We start from the raw sequence: 13,675 nt of genomic DNA, 5'->3' as shown, positions 1-13,675 counted from the left end.
CGGGACATGCGTGGAGAGGGATTCGACGGTTGTCATGACGTCCCTGTCGCGCCTATTTGATGTTGCGGCGCAGCATCGCGCCCGAGCCCTTTCCGAAAGCCCCCGACGATGACCCTTGCCGCGCATGATCGCAGCCTGACCGCTTCCGCGCCCGCGACGGTTCCGGTTGGCCTGGTGATCTTTGCGCTCGCAATGGGCGGGTTCGCGATCGGCACCACCGAATTCGCCTCGATGAGCCTGTTGCCCTTTTTCTCCGCCGGGCTCGGCGTCGACGAGCCGACGGGCGGGCACGTCATCAGCATCTATGCGCTTGGGGTTGTGGTGGGCGCGCCGTTGATTGCGGTGCTGGCGGCGCGGGTGCCGCGCCGGACGCTGCTGATCGCTCTGATGGGGGTCTTCGCCCTCGGCAATCTTTTGAGCGCGCTCGCGCCGAGCTATCACTGGATGCTGGCCTTCCGCTTCCTGAGCGGTCTGCCGCACGGCGCCTATTTCGGCGTCGCGGCCTTGGTCGCCGCCTCGCTCTCGCCTCCGAACCGGCGCGCCCAGTCGGTCGCACGGGTCATGCTGGGCCTGACGGTCGCCACGATCCTCGGCGTACCGGTGGCGAGCTGGATGGGGCAGGCGCTCGGCTGGCGCGCGGGCTTCGCGGTCGTGGCGGCGCTTGCGATGTTGACCGTGCTGCTGGTCGCATTGTTCGCGCCGCGCGATGCGGTGGCGCCCGGCGCGAGCCCGCTGCGCGAACTGGGAGCGCTGAGGCGCCGGCAGGTCTGGCTGACGCTCGCCACCGGTGCGATCGGCTTCGGAGGGCTGTTCGCGGTCTACACCTACGTCGCCTCGACGTTGATGGAGGTGACGGGAGTGGCGCCGGCCGTCGTGCCGGTGGTGCTCGTCGCCTTCGGGCTCGGCCTCACCGCCGGCACGCTCTTTGCCGGCTGGGCCGCCGATCGGGCGCTGGTTCCTGCGACGGCGGGGCTGCTGCTCTGGAGCGCGCTGTGGCTCGCAGCCTTTCCCTTCGCGGCGGGCAATATCTGGGCGGTCTCCCTGGTCGTCTTCATGATCGGCAGCGGCGGCGGGCTGGGGGCGATGCTGCAGACGCGGCTGATGGACGTCGCCGACGACGCGCAGACGCTGGCGGCCGCGCTCAACCACAGCGCCTTCAACACCGCCAATGCGCTCGGCCCGTGGCTCGGCGGCCTCGCGATCGCGGCGGGCTTCGGCTGGACCTCGACCGGCTGGGTCGGTGCCGGCCTGGCTCTGGGCGGCCTCGCGATCTGGATTCTCGCGGTCCTCGACGAGCGCCGGCACCGCGGCTGACCTCGACTTTCGCCGCATGGACAATGGCCCGGCAGCCTTTTGGGCAGCCGGAACAGCGGCTTACCCTGCGCCATATTTCAGCGGCTTCGCCTTCAAAAGCCGCGCCTGCCCTCTTGCGGGCACCATCGAACTGCGCCCAATCTGTGCGCACGGGGCGCCGCTGGGGAAGATCACAACAGTGCGGCGGCGCCTTCGACCTTGCGGGAGGCACCATGAAGAGTTTCGTTCGTTTGATCGCCGCTGCTGCGCTGACGGTTGCAGGCGCGACCGGCGCCCTGGCCCAGGCCAAGGAGTGGAAGGAGATCCGCATCGGCACGGAGGGCGCCTATCCGCCCTACAACAACCTGAACGCCAAGAAGGAGCTCGAGGGCTTCGAGATCGACTACGGCAACCTGCTTTGCGAGAAGATGAAGGTGAAGTGCACCTGGGTGGTGCAGGACTGGGACGGCATCATCCCGGCGCTGCTCGCCAACAAGTACGACGTCATCTTCGCCGGCATGAACGCGACCGACGAGCGCAAGAAGCAGGTCGACTTCACATCGGTCTACAGCAAGACGCCGATCTGGATGATTGGACCCAAGAGCACCAAGTCGGACGATATTTCGCCCGCCGCGCTCAAGGGCAAGGCGGTCGGCGCGCAGGGCTCGACCATCCACGCCAACTATCTCGAGAAATTCTACAAGGATTCCGATATCCGGCTGTATCCGACTCAGGAGGAAGCCAATCTGGACCTGCTGAACGGCCGCCTCGACTATATCGTCGCGGATGCGCTCGCCCTGGCCGATTTCCTCAAGGGGAAGGGCAAGGATTGCTGCCGCAAGATCGCCGAGGTGAAGCGGGATGACGCCATTCACGGCCCCGGCGTGGCCGGCGCCGTCCGCAAGTCGGACACTGCCCTCAAGGAGATGATCAGCAAGGCGATTGCCGAGACGATGGCCGACGGCTCGCACAAGAAGCTCGAGGACAAGTGGTTCAAATACGACTGAGCCGGCAGTCCTGATCCGTTCCCGTCGGCCCGGAGAGGCCGGCGGGCTCCAGCCTCTCCTGTTCCGGCAACTGCATGCTCGACAAATTCGCCCTGCTCGGTTTCGGGCCCGAGGGCTGGGGTTGGGCCCTGCTGCAGGGCGCCGGCGTCACCATCTCGATTGCGCTTGCGACGCTGCCCTTCGGCCTTGCGCTCGGCCTCCTCGTCGCGCTCGGCAAGCGCTCCGACAGCGCCGTGCTGCGTGCCGTCGCGACGCTCTACACCACGATCTTCCGCGGCGTTCCCGAGCTGCTGACCCTCTACATCATCTATTTCGGCGTGCAGTTGCTGCTCCAGCATCTGTGGCAGAAGCTCGGCCTGCCGGGCTCCTTCAGCATGCCGCCCTTCGTGGCCGGCATGGTCGCTCTCGGCGTCGTCCTGTCGGCCTTTTCCAGCGAGGTCTGGGTCGGTGCGCTGAACGCGATCCAGAAAGGCCAGCGCGAGGCCGCGGCGGCGCTGGGATTGAGCAAGGCGCAGGCATTCCGCCTCGTCGTGCTGCCGCAGCTGATCCGTGTCGCCTTGCCCGGCCTCGGCAACAACTGGATGGTGCTGCTGAAGGAAACCTCGCTGGTCTCGGTCATCACCTTGCCCGACATCATGTTCATCACCACCCGTGCCAATGTGGTGACGAAGGAGCCCTTCCTGTTCTTCGGCGCGGCGATGCTGATTTATCTGGTGTTCTCGCTGATCTCGGCCAGGGCGCTCGGGCGGATGGAGCGGCGCGCCAATCGCGGCTTCGCCGCCTTCGGGGGCGCGATGCGATGAGCTGGTGCGAGTATCCCGGCTGGCTGGCCGGCAGCGAAGTCCTCCAGAACTACGGTTGCCGCATGGCGTCGGGCTTCTGGATCACGATCGAGCTCGTGCTGATCTCGGTGCTGATCGGCTTTGCCATGGCGCTCGCGCTTGCCATCGCCCGGCTCTACGGCCCGCGCTGGGCGAGCCTCGCCGTCGGCGGCTACACCACCTTCTTCCGGGGCACGCCGCTGCTCTGCCAGCTCTATCTCGTCTATTACGGCCTCGGCCAGTTTCGCGTCTTCTGGCAGGATATCGGCCTCTGGTGGTTCTTTCGCGATCCATTCTACTGCGCAGCGTTGACCTTCACGCTCAACACCGCGGCCTACCAGGCCGAGATCCTGCGCGGCGCCATTCAGGCCATCCCGCGCGGCCAGTTCGAGGGCGCCGCCTCGCTCGGCCTGCACCGCTGGGCCACGCTGCGCCTCGTCGCGCTGCCGCAAGCGATGATCCTGGCGCTGCGCCCACTCGGCAACGAACTGATCGTGATGATCAAGGCGAGCGCGATCGCTTCGCTGGTGACGCTGTTCGACCTGATGGGCGCGACGCGGCTCGCCTTCGCGCGGTCCTTCGATCTCTCGATCTATCTCTACGCGGCGCTGATCTATCTCGTGCTGGTCGAGATCATCCGGCGCATCTGGGACCGGGCCGAACTCCGGCTCAGCCGGCATCTGGCGCTGCGCTGAAGCGCTCTCAGCCCGGCAGCGTCAGCACGACGGCGCCGCGCGGGGTCGCGACAACGGTATGCTCGTACTGGACCGTTGGTGCGCAAGGCTCGCTGTAGAGCGTCCAGCGATCCCTGTCGCCCTGCTCGGCCCAGTCGGCGCCGAGCGACAGGAACGGTTCGACCGTGAAGACGAGCCCGTCCGTCATGGTCCGGCGCTCGCGCCGGTCCGGCCAGGTCGCGATCTCGGTCGGCTCCTCGTGCAGCGAGCGGCCGACGCCATGGCTCGCGAGATTGCGCACCAGCGTATAGCCGTTCTTGTCGGCGAAGCGTCCGACCGCCTGGCCGATGCCGGCGAGTGGCTTCCCGGTGCCGACCTGCCCGATCCCGGCCCAGAGCGCCCGCCGGCCGTCGCGGCACAGGCGCTCGAGCCTCGGCCTGACCGGCGGCACCGGGAAGGATGCGCCAGTATCGCCGAAGAACCCGTCCTTCTCCGCCGAGACGTCGATATTGACGAGGTCACCCACCTGAATGCGCCGCTCGCCGGGAATGCCGTGCGCGATCTCCTCGTTGATGCTGATGCAGGTCGCGCCGGGGAAGCCGTAGGCGAGCTCCGGGGCGGGGCGGGCGCCGTGCCGCTCGAGCAACCGGCGTCCGATTGCATCGAGCTCCGCCGTGGTCATCCCCGGCTCGAGCGCCTTGCCCATGGCGGCAAGCGCGCGGGCCACGATGGCGCCGATCTGCCTGAGCGCCTGCAATTCGCCGTCGTTCGAAATGGTCATGAGATGGAGCTAAGCCGCGCGGCCTCCAGCCGCAACCCGGCAAGCTGCATGTGAGGCTGGCGCGCATCCGCCTTTCCTGCCCGCCTGCCACGCGTTAAAGCGGGACGGTCTTCGGAGAAGGAAAGCGGGAGTTCGGCATGGCCAAAGTCGCATTCATCGGTCTCGGCGTGATGGGGTACCCCATGGCGGGCCATCTCAGGGCCAAGGGGCACGAGGTCACGGTCTACAACCGCAACCCGAAGAAGGCGCAGGACTGGGTGGCCCAGCATGGCGGACTTTCGGCGCCGACCCCGGCGGATGCCGCGAAGGGGCAGGAGATCGTCTTCGCCTGCGTCGGCAACGATGACGATCTGCGCTCTGTCACCATCGGAGAGAACGGCGCCTTCGCCGGCATGGAGAAGGGCGCGGTCTTCGTCGATCACACCACGGCCTCCGCCAATGTCGCGCGCGAGCTCGCCGAGGCGGCCAAGCAGGGCGGTTTCGGCTTCGTCGATGCGCCGGTCTCCGGCGGGCAGGCCGGCGCCGAGAACGGCGTGCTGACCGTGATGTGCGGCGGGGCGCCCGAGACCTACGCCCGCGTCGAGCCCGTCATCGCGGCTTACGCGCGGATGTGCAAGCTGATGGGGCCGGCCGGCTCCGGCCAGCTCACCAAGATGGTCAATCAGATTTGCATTGCCGGCCTCGTCCAGGCGCTGTCCGAAGGTATCCACTTCGCCAAGCGCGCCGGGCTCGATGTCGAGACCATGCTGGAGGTGATCTCCAAGGGGGCCGCCGGTTCCTGGCAGATGGAGAACCGCGGCAAGACGATGAACCAGGACAAGTTCGACTTCGGCTTCGCCGTCGACTGGATGCGCAAGGACCTCGGCATCGTCCTCGACGAGGGGCGCCGCAACGGCGCGCAGCTGCCGGTGACGGCGCTCGTCGACCAGTTCTATGCCGATGTACAGAAGATGGGCGGCAATCGCTGGGATACCTCCAGCCTGATCGCCCGTCTGCAGCGCTGAGCCGCGGCCATCTCCATCGCAGAGTCGCAGCGGGCCCTTGCGGGCCCGTTCGCGTTCCGGCCGCGGCAACGACCGTTCAGGGATGCTTCTCGAGCTTGAGCCGGGAATCGGGCCGCTTGCGCTGGCGGTGCATGGTGTAGAGGCCGCTGCCGACGATGAGCGCGATACCCGCGAAGGCGAGGCCGTCGGGAACGTCTCCCCAGACGAGATAGCCGATCAGCGCCGCGATCACGATCACCGCATAGCGGTACTGCGAGACGACGCTGACGTCGGAGCGGCGGAAGGCGCTGATGATGCAGAAGGTGCCGGCTGTGACGAGCAGCGACGCCAGCAGCACATAGAGCGTCTCGTGGCGCCAGACGGGCAGCCAGGATTCCGTGATGCCGAATCCTGCCCCGAGAAGCCCGACGAGAACGGTCGTCGTCAGTGAAACCACGGTCGATGGCACTTCCGGTCCGATCATGCGCGTGGAGAGGTCGCGGCCGGCGGTGAAGATCGTGCTGATCAGGGCCACGATCGCCGCGATGCCGAAGCTGTCGGCTCCCGGTCGCACCACGATCAGCACGCCGACGAAGCCGACGATCAGCGCCAGCGTCCGCCGCCAGCCGACGCTCTCGATCCGCAGCGCGACGGCGAGCACCACGATCAGCAGGGGCGAGGCCATGTTGATCGCAGTGATCGTCGCGAGCGGCAGCAATCCGAGCGACCAGCCGAAGGCGAGCGCGCTGGCCGCTTCCAGGAGGCCGCGCAGGACGACGCGCGGCTTGAACATCATCGCGAGGCGGTCGTTTTCCCGGACGGCGAAGACGAGGGCGAGGCCGATCACGACCGCGAATGCGGCGCGCAGCGTCAGGGCTTGCCCGGCGGGGTAGATTTCCCGCGCGAGCTTCATCAGCGTATCGTTGCAGACGAAGAGCGTCATGGCCGCGAGCATGAAGAGAATGCCGCGGCGATTGTCGGCTGCGCTGGCCAAGGCGCTGTCCTGTCGGAAAGTCGCTTACGCGTCGAAGCGGGAGAGCGAGAAGGGGGCGAGGTCGAAGGGTGATTGGCCGACCGTCGAGAGATCGGCCAGGATTTCGCCGATGGCGCTGGCGAATTTGAAGCCGTGACCGGAGCAGGCCGAGGCGAAGACCGCCTGCGGAACGCCCGGCACCGCATCGACGATGAAATGCTCGTCCGGCGAGACGGTGTAGACACAGCCCTTGAGCGTCAGCGGCTCGCCGGCCGCGTCGGGGATATAGCGCGCCAGGCATTCGCGGATCATCGCGACCTGGGTCGGGCTCGGCGTCCGGTCCGGCTCGCGCGGATCCATCGGCTCGCGGCCGAAATGCGGCCCGCCGAGCTTGAAGCCAGGATGTTCGTAGAGCGGGAAGCCGTAGAAGTTGCCCTCGTCGACGTGAAGGATGAACACGGGGAAGGCGCCCTCCCGGAACAGCTCGGGCCGCCGCGTCGTGAACCAGCCGATCGCCTGCTTCACCGTGGCGACGCGCTGGCCGAGTGCCGGCACGGCGTCGGCGATCCAGCCGCCGGAGGTGATGACGAGCCGCCCGGCGGAATAGCTGCCACGCTCGGTCCGGACCATGACGCCGCCCTGTGCCGTCGGGGTCCAGTCGAGCAGCGGCTCGTTGGTCCGGATGTCGGCGCCATGGGCCTGCGCCAGTCCGACATGGGCGTAGATCGCCTTCTCGGACGCGACGAAGCCGCCATCCGGTTGCCACAGGCCGAGATGCCCGGCCGGGAGCTGGAAGCCGGGGAAGCGGCGCATCACCTCCGCGGCGTCGATCACCTCGTGGGTCAGCCCGTGGTCGAGGCAGGATTGCAGCGAGGATTCGACGGGGCCGCCGCCCTCCGGCGCGAGATCGAGCGAGCCTGTGACGTGCAGCAGCTTCAGCCCGGCCTGTTCGCCGGTCTCGCGCCAGAGCTCATGCGCCCGGCGGACGATCGGCACATAGTGCGAGCCCTCGAAATAGGCGAGGCGGATGATGCGGGAGAGGCCGTGCGAAGAGCCCATCGTATGGCCGAGGTCGAAGCGCTCCAGCCCGAGCACCTTGAGCCCTCGGCGTGCGAGGTGCCAGCAGGCGGCCGATCCCATGGCGCCGACGCCGGCGACGATGACGTCATAGCTGTGCTGGCTCATGCCCTTTGCCCCGAAACCCGGAAAGCCAAGCCATACAGGGCGTTGCGAAGCCGGTCCATCGTGCTGGAAGCCGGGCCGATGCGCGGTCGGTGGAAGCCTTTGTTAACGGAGCGCCGCAATAAGGATGGGCGTGACGCTGGGTGAGATCGAGGGGCGCATGACGGGCAGGATTCGGCGCTGGTTCGGTGCCGGCAAAAACGTCGAGAGCAACGTGCCCGCCATCACGCAGCCGGTCGAGGTTGCCGGCAGCGCGCCCGCGGTCTTCGTCCCCGACAGCGCAACCGTTTCCGCCGCCGTCGACGACATCGAGGCCGAGATCCTCGCTGCGATGCATAAGCTGACATGCGAACTCGGTGAGGCGGGCAAGCTGTCCGCCGGCTTCGAGCACGGTTCGCGCAACATCCTCGAAAGTGCCGGCGGCATGCGCGTGGCTGTGGTGTCGGCCAACGAGAACGCCTCCGCGCTGGCGGCTGCGAGCCAGCAGGTCTCGGATGTCGCCGAGAAGGTCGACCTGTCGCTGGCGAGCCTGCGCAACAGGCTCGACGCCGCGGTGTCGCGCGCTGGCGAGGCGACGGTGATGCTCGACGGTCTTGCGGCGGCGACCGGAGAAATCCGCGGCATCGTCGATTCGATCGCCGACATTGCCCGCCAGACCAATCTGCTGGCACTGAACGCGGCCATCGAAGCTGCGCGCGCCGGTGAGGCCGGGCGCGGTTTCGGGATCGTCGCCCATGAGGTCAAGTCGCTGTCGGTCGAGGTCAGCGAAGCGGCCGAGTTGATCCGCGCCCGCGTCGACCGGCTCACCGAGGCGGCGCAGGGCTCGACCGAGATCGTCAACGACGCGCTCCAGATCGTGCGCGAGGTCAACCCGATCATGGGGCTGATCGGCACCGCCTCCCAGGAGCAGGCGACGACGACGGCGGAACTCTCCCGCAATGCGCGCGAGACGGCCGACTTCGTCAACGGCGTCGCCCGGCGAGCTGACGAGATCGACCGCATCGCGCAGGCGACCATGCTGGAGAGCGAGCAGGTCCGCCGCGCGACCGAGCGTGGTGGACGGGTCGTCGGCAACATGCTGCGGCGTTTCAAGCCGACGCTCCGGCATTCGCCCTTTGCCGACAGGCGCCGCTACGACCGTTTCCCGGCAGCGCGCCGGGCGCGCCTCTCGCTCGGCGACATGGACATTGCCGGGGAGGTCATCGATCTCGGCCGCGGCGGCGCCCTGCTCGCCGACGCTCCGGAGGCGCGGCGCTGGTCCGGGGCCTCCGGGAATGTGACGATCGACGGCCTGCCGACGCTGCCGTGCCGCATGACGGCGGTCAGCGACCGGGGGCTGCACATTGCCTTTACTCCGGATGCAGTGGCGGGCAGCGATGCATTGGCGCTCGCGATGGAGGAGATCGAGCGTGCCTACCGGCCCTTGATCGAGCATGCTCAGGATTTCGCGCGCAGGATCGGCAGCGCCATGGAAACGGCCCTCGACCAGGGGCTGACCAGCGAGAGCGAGCTGTTCCTGACCCGCTACATTGCCGTCGAGGACAGCGAGCCGCGCCAGTATCTGAGCCCGAGTCTGCCGGCGCTGGAAGCGGTCCTTCCGCCGGTCCTTGCCGGCACGCTCGCGAGCGACCCGCGCCTGGCCTTCGCCGTGGTCGGGGACAGGAACGGCTACGTCCCGGTCCACAATGCCGCATTTTCGCTGCCACCGCGGCGCGGTGAGGCGGCGTGGAACGAGACCTATGTCCGCAACCGGCGCATCTTCGACGATCGCGTCGGCATCGGTTTCGGCCGCTCGGTCCGCCCCTTCCTCGCGCAGCGCTCGCTGCAGGATGTCGGTCGCGGTCCGGAGGTCTTCAGCGAGATCGGTGCTCCCGTCAGGGTGCGCGGCCGCCATTGGGGCGGGGTGAGGATGGCCTACCGGCTCTGAAGGGTCCTCACAGCCTGTCCCAGTTCACGCTGACGTCCATCTTGCGGAGCGCTTGCTGCCAGAGGCCGGCGGCCTGCTCGAGGCGCTGGGGCTCGTAGAGCCCCTGGACCTGGTGCACGCTCAGCGTCCAGCTCGCGGCGCCGGAGTGCTGCCAGACCTTTGCCAGCAATTGCCTGAGCTTCTCCGGGTCGCGCGCTCCGGCGCCGTTGCCGAACATCGTGTACTGGCTCGAGTTCTGCAGCATGTCGGAGACGATCAGCAGCTTGCGATCGCCGGCCTCGACCCGGTTCTCGCGGCGCGCCACGACGTCGCCGATCGCCTCGACGATCGGCGACTGGTTGCCCTTGCCCGGCTGGGTCAGGACCTTCAGGGCGTCGTCGAGCGGGCGGCCGAACTTCTCGACCCATTTGACGTATTCGCGCCGCGGGTTGCCAATGAACTCGCTCGCGGTCTTGCCGGGGTTGCAGAGCGAGATCAGCGCGGGGAAGCCGGGCTCGAAGACGTCGTTGAAGACATAGATCGAGAGCATCCGGTCGGCCGGCAATTCGTCGCCGACCTGCTTGACCAGCGCCTTGAGGCGCCCGGCCTGGACCTCGCTCCAGGGGTCGCTCTTGTCGACGAGGATCAGCGTCTGCCCGACCGGGCCGGTCTTCGGGCAGAGCGTCTCCTGGTCGCGCGGCGGCCCGCGCAACAGGGAAGGGGCGGCGAAGAAGCCGACGAGGGCGACGCCGGCGAGCAGTGAGGCGACGATCGCCCAGTTCTCGGTCTTCATGAGTTGAGCCTAGCGCGGCATGGCGGCGAATTCCTCGGCCGCCTGCTTCTGCGCTGCCTCGTCGCGCTCGAAGGCCTCGCGCCCGGCCTGCGCCGCACGCAGCTTGACCTGCTCGACCTCGCCGGCGAGGTCGATGCCGCGCAGCAGCACGAGCCGGTCCTTCAGCGTCGCCTCGATCAGCGCCGGCATCGTGCCGAGCTGCTGCTCGAAATCCTCGATCTGGCGCCGGGCCGCCACATATTCCGGCAGTTCGCCGGGCTGGTCGATCTCGGCCAGGTTGAGGGCTTGCGCAAAATAGGCCGGCGGCAGGTCCGTTCGCACACGCAGGTTCGCCTCGCGATACTGCATCATCGCCGCATCCTTCGCGGCGCGTAGCTGGCCGAGGCGGGAGACGTAGATGTCGCGCGTCTTTTCGGCCTTGGCCTTCAGGCCCTGGAGCTTGCCGAGCTCGTCGCGGCAGTCCTCACGGAAGCCGTCGATCTGCGTCCTCAGCGCCTCCAGCTCCGGCAGCAATTCGCCGTCGAGCCGACGGCGTTCCTCCTCGACCGCGCCCCAGCGCTGCCGCCAGCGCTTGTAGGCCGCGGCGTGGCCCGGATAGCTGCCGAAGGCCGAATAGCCCTTGGTCGCCGAGACGAAGGCGACGATGCAGCCGATGATGACCAGCGCCACCGATTTCAGATCGTAGATCGCGAAGGGGTTCTCCAGCATCCGCGGCATTACCTGGAAGGAGCGCGCATCCGGATTGGCGATCAGCATCTCGCGGTAATGGCCGACGGCCAGATTGAACAGCACGATCAGCGCGATCATCCCCGCATAGGCCGGCAGCGCCCAGAACAGGTGCGAGCTCTTCACATGCTGGCAGTAGCGCGCAGGCCCGACCCCCATGAAGAAGCCGAGCGAAATGTTCAGCGCCGAGATGATGACGGCCGTCGCCGCGCCGCCGACAAGGCCGAAATCGCTGGCCTCGGCGAAGAAATTGCCGTTGAGCAGGCTCTCGATCACCAGCGGCACGACGAGGAAGAACAGGATGAACTGCCATTTGTCGAGCTTGGGATCGGCGCGGCGCTTGTTCTCGTAGTTGAAGAAGGCGTATTCGCGCTTGGCCCGCAGCGCATCGTAGACGCGCTGCTCAAGCTCGCTGCCATGCTTGTTGAGGGCGGCGCGCATGGTCGCCTCGACGCCGCGCACGCGGCCTTCGAAGCGCTGCTGCGTGAAAAGCTCGCGACGGCCCGCTACCTCGGCCTGGAGCGCATTCAGACTCGCCGCGGCCTCCTGGCGGATCGTGGTGAAATGCTCGCGGGCGCGGGCGATCAGCGTCTGTTCGGTCTGCGACAGCATCGTCGCATGGGCTGGCGGCTGGTTTTCGATCGCATCGCTGGCGCCGTGATGCCCGGCCTTGACCGACTCGGCGAGGTGATGCGCCGTCATCGGGGCGATGCTGCTGCGCCGTTGCGGCTCGGCGCTGCCGTTCTCATTCGCCATGGGCAGACCGCATCAGGAAATGGCGGGCATCGACGACATCGACCCAGAAGTCGCGAAAGCCGGGATAGGCCGGCCGCAGATAGGCGCGCTCGAACCAGATCGTCAGCACGAGGAGCCCGGCCGTGCCGAGCACGGGCAGGATCGTGCCGGCGAGAGCGGCGGTATCGAGCTCCCAGAGCCGCCAGGTCAGCCCGGCAAGCGCGAAGGCGCTGGTGATCGCGAGCAGGGCGAGCACGCAATGCCGGCCGGTGTCGTAGGCGAGCTGCAGCCCGGCCGTCATCAGGGTCACGGCGAAGGCTGCAGCGAGTTCCAGCACCGCAAGTCCCGCGACGAGGCCGGCGATCGTCGCGCCGATCCCCGTCGGCGAGGCGGGCAGGAGCACCGCATGGACATTGCGGCCGGTCGACCAGCCGAGATGGAGGCAGAAGAGCAGGGTCGCCGCGACCAGGATGGCGACCAGCGGTGTTTCCCGCCGGAGCCGTGCGGCCATGATGAGCAGCCGGGCAGCGTGTGTCTGCCGCGCAGCCTCATGGAGCGCGCGGCCAGCTGCCCCCAGCCGGCGCACCGCTACCTGAACCATTGAACGCAACCGCCCCGCCATGGTCCCGACGGTTACCGCATTCGCCCGGCCGGTCAAGGGAAGGGCGCCTGCCGTGCTCAGCCGCCGGTCACACTCATATGTCGGCCGACGGCGGGGCGCGCATGGCGGCGGTCGATGACGAAGTCATGGCCCTTGGGCTTGCGGGCGATCGCCTCGTCCATGGTGCGGAAGAGCAGGGCGTCGTCCTTCGAGGAGCGCACGGCGGCCCGCAGATCGGCGGCGTCCTCCTGGCCCAGGCACATATAGAGCGTGCCGGTGCAGGTCAGGCGCACGCGGTTGCAGCTCTCGCAGAAATTATGGGTCAGCGGGGTGATGAAGCCGACGAGTCCGCCGGTCTCTTTGACGCGGACATAGCGCGCCGGCCCGCCGGTCCGGTAGGGGTCGTCGACCAGCGAATATTTCTCGGCGAGGTTGCCGCGCACCACCGAGAGCGGCAGGTACTGGTCGATGCGCCCGACCTCGATCTCGCCCATCGGCATGACCTCGATCAGCGTCAGGTCCATGCCGAGCCCATGCGACCAGAGCATCAACTGCTCGATCTCGTCGTCGTTGACGCCCTTCAGCGCCACGGCGTTGATCTTGACCCGGATGCCGGCCTTGCGCGCCGCCTCGATGCCGCCGAGCACGACGTTGAGATCCCCGCGGCGGGTGATCTCGCGGAACTTGTCAGGGTCGAGCGTGTCGAGCGAGACGTTGACGCGGCGCACGCCGTAGCCGGCGAGCTCGTCGGCATATTTATGCAGCAGCGAGCCGTTCGTGGTCAGCGTCAACTCGTCGAGCGCGCCGGAGGTGAGATGGCGCGAGAGCGAGCGGAACAGGCTAATGATGTCGCGCCGCACCAGCGGCTCGCCGCCGGTGAGCCTGAGCTTGCGCGTGCCGCGCGCGACGAAGGCGCTGGCGATCCGGTCGAGCTCCTCCAGCGTCAGCAGCTCCTTGCGCGGCAGGAACTGCATGTTCTCGGCCATGCAGTAGACGCAGCGGAAATCGCAGCGATCCGTCACCGAGATGCGCAGATAGGAAATCGTGCGGCCGAACGGGTCGACCAACGGCGCCCGCGTCAGCGGCTTCATGTCGTCGAGCAGCACGTCTGCCTCAACTCCGGCTGCGGCGCCCGCTCCGCATGGGATGCAGGCGCTTCTTCACATTGCTATAGCGAGACATTGGCACCGATGCGTCTGA

General features: G+C 67.9%; 13 protein-coding genes. 6 read left to right on the top strand and 7 right to left on the bottom strand.

Annotated elements, in window-relative coordinates; genetic code table 11:
• Positions 1 to 108 precede the first annotated feature (108 nt).
• The 4 genes from BGO20_RS07705 to BGO20_RS07690 all read left to right on the top strand — a co-directional run bounded on the left by BGO20_RS07705 (position 109) and on the right by BGO20_RS07690 (position 3,816).
• Positions 109 to 1,314: an MFS transporter gene (locus BGO20_RS07705; RefSeq protein ID WP_291661233.1), complete on the top strand. Its 1,206-nt coding sequence runs from the start codon at positions 109 to 111 to the stop codon at positions 1,312 to 1,314.
• A gap of 212 nt (positions 1,315 to 1,526) precedes the next feature.
• A complete protein-coding gene (locus BGO20_RS07700) occupies positions 1,527 to 2,300 on the top strand; it encodes a transporter substrate-binding domain-containing protein (RefSeq protein WP_291661231.1) in 774 nt (257 codons plus the stop codon).
• Between the two features lie 74 nt (positions 2,301 to 2,374).
• Positions 2,375 to 3,103, top strand: a complete 729-nt coding sequence (locus tag BGO20_RS07695) for an ABC transporter permease (protein ID WP_291661229.1) — start codon at positions 2,375 to 2,377, stop codon at positions 3,101 to 3,103.
• Positions 3,100 to 3,816 (top strand): ABC transporter permease, encoded by a 717-nt coding sequence (locus BGO20_RS07690; protein ID WP_291661227.1) that lies wholly within the window; start codon positions 3,100 to 3,102, stop codon positions 3,814 to 3,816. Before BGO20_RS07695 ends, BGO20_RS07690 begins: the two co-directional genes overlap by 4 nt.
• 7 nt (positions 3,817 to 3,823) lie before the next feature.
• Here BGO20_RS07690 and map read toward each other — a convergent pair whose 3' ends face one another.
• Positions 3,824 to 4,576, bottom strand: coding sequence for a type I methionyl aminopeptidase (gene map / locus BGO20_RS07685; protein ID WP_291661226.1), 753 nt, complete (start codon positions 4,574 to 4,576; stop codon positions 3,824 to 3,826).
• A gap of 137 nt (positions 4,577 to 4,713) precedes the next feature.
• Here map and BGO20_RS07680 point away from each other — a divergent pair, with 137 nt between their 5' ends.
• Positions 4,714 to 5,580 (top strand): NAD(P)-dependent oxidoreductase, encoded by an 867-nt coding sequence (locus BGO20_RS07680; RefSeq protein WP_291661225.1) that lies wholly within the window; start codon positions 4,714 to 4,716, stop codon positions 5,578 to 5,580.
• Between the two features lie 76 nt (positions 5,581 to 5,656).
• Here BGO20_RS07680 and BGO20_RS07675 read toward each other — a convergent pair whose 3' ends face one another.
• The gene (locus BGO20_RS07675; RefSeq protein ID WP_291661224.1) at positions 5,657 to 6,553 is read right to left on the bottom strand and encodes a DMT family transporter; all 897 of its coding nucleotides are present in this window, start codon (positions 6,551 to 6,553) and stop codon (positions 5,657 to 5,659) included.
• 24 nt (positions 6,554 to 6,577) lie between these two features.
• A complete protein-coding gene (solA, locus tag BGO20_RS07670; RefSeq protein ID WP_291661222.1) occupies positions 6,578 to 7,717 on the bottom strand; it encodes an N-methyl-L-tryptophan oxidase in 1,140 nt (379 codons plus the stop codon).
• Positions 7,718 to 7,874: 157 nt separating this feature from the next.
• Between solA and BGO20_RS07665 the strand changes: the two genes are divergently transcribed.
• Positions 7,875 to 9,641, top strand: a complete 1,767-nt coding sequence (locus BGO20_RS07665; RefSeq protein WP_291661221.1) for a methyl-accepting chemotaxis protein — start codon at positions 7,875 to 7,877, stop codon at positions 9,639 to 9,641.
• 7 nt (positions 9,642 to 9,648) lie between these two features.
• Here BGO20_RS07665 and BGO20_RS07660 read toward each other — a convergent pair whose 3' ends face one another.
• The 4 genes from BGO20_RS07660 to moaA form a co-directional block, all read right to left on the bottom strand.
• Positions 9,649 to 10,413, bottom strand: coding sequence for a hypothetical protein (locus BGO20_RS07660; RefSeq protein WP_291661220.1), 765 nt, complete (start codon positions 10,411 to 10,413; stop codon positions 9,649 to 9,651).
• 9 nt (positions 10,414 to 10,422) lie between these two features.
• Positions 10,423 to 11,895 (bottom strand): hypothetical protein, encoded by a 1,473-nt coding sequence (locus tag BGO20_RS07655; RefSeq protein WP_291661218.1) that lies wholly within the window; start codon positions 11,893 to 11,895, stop codon positions 10,423 to 10,425.
• Complete coding sequence (locus BGO20_RS07650; protein ID WP_291661216.1) at positions 11,885 to 12,385, bottom strand: hypothetical protein; 501 nt, start codon at positions 12,383 to 12,385, stop codon at positions 11,885 to 11,887. Before BGO20_RS07650 ends, BGO20_RS07655 begins: the two co-directional genes overlap by 11 nt.
• Positions 12,386 to 12,552: 167 nt before the next feature.
• Positions 12,553 to 13,566 (bottom strand): GTP 3',8-cyclase MoaA, encoded by a 1,014-nt coding sequence (moaA, locus tag BGO20_RS07645; RefSeq protein WP_291661715.1) that lies wholly within the window; start codon positions 13,564 to 13,566, stop codon positions 12,553 to 12,555.
• Between the last annotated feature and the right edge of the window lie 109 nt (positions 13,567 to 13,675).

Source organism: Allobosea sp. 67-29 (genome assembly GCF_001898115.1).
Taxonomy (GTDB): Bacteria; Pseudomonadota; Alphaproteobacteria; order Rhizobiales; family Beijerinckiaceae; genus Allobosea.
This window is presented reverse-complemented; position numbering and strand designations above follow the sequence as displayed.

What these genes read in the sequence shown, in the direction of transcription:
- BGO20_RS07705 (WP_291661233.1), top strand. Translation starts at nt 109, where the DNA reads ATGACCCTTGCCGCGCATGATCGCAGCCTGACCGCTTCCGCGCCCGCG.
- BGO20_RS07700 (WP_291661231.1), top strand. Translation starts at nt 1,527, where the DNA reads ATGAAGAGTTTCGTTCGTTTGATCGCCGCTGCTGCGCTGACGGTTGCA.
- BGO20_RS07695 (WP_291661229.1), top strand. Translation starts at nt 2,375, where the DNA reads ATGCTCGACAAATTCGCCCTGCTCGGTTTCGGGCCCGAGGGCTGGGGT.
- BGO20_RS07690 (WP_291661227.1), top strand. Translation starts at nt 3,100, where the DNA reads ATGAGCTGGTGCGAGTATCCCGGCTGGCTGGCCGGCAGCGAAGTCCTC.
- map (WP_291661226.1), bottom strand. Translation starts at nt 4,576, where the DNA reads ATGACCATTTCGAACGACGGCGAATTGCAGGCGCTCAGGCAGATCGGC.
- BGO20_RS07680 (WP_291661225.1), top strand. Translation starts at nt 4,714, where the DNA reads ATGGCCAAAGTCGCATTCATCGGTCTCGGCGTGATGGGGTACCCCATG.
- solA (WP_291661222.1), bottom strand. Translation starts at nt 7,717, where the DNA reads ATGAGCCAGCACAGCTATGACGTCATCGTCGCCGGCGTCGGCGCCATG.
- BGO20_RS07665 (WP_291661221.1), top strand. Translation starts at nt 7,875, where the DNA reads ATGACGGGCAGGATTCGGCGCTGGTTCGGTGCCGGCAAAAACGTCGAG.
- BGO20_RS07660 (WP_291661220.1), bottom strand. Translation starts at nt 10,413, where the DNA reads ATGAAGACCGAGAACTGGGCGATCGTCGCCTCACTGCTCGCCGGCGTC.
- BGO20_RS07655 (WP_291661218.1), bottom strand. Translation starts at nt 11,895, where the DNA reads ATGGCGAATGAGAACGGCAGCGCCGAGCCGCAACGGCGCAGCAGCATC.
- BGO20_RS07650 (WP_291661216.1), bottom strand. Translation starts at nt 12,385, where the DNA reads ATGGCCGCACGGCTCCGGCGGGAAACACCGCTGGTCGCCATCCTGGTC.
- moaA (WP_291661715.1), bottom strand. Translation starts at nt 13,566, where the DNA reads ATGAAGCCGCTGACGCGGGCGCCGTTGGTCGACCCGTTCGGCCGCACG.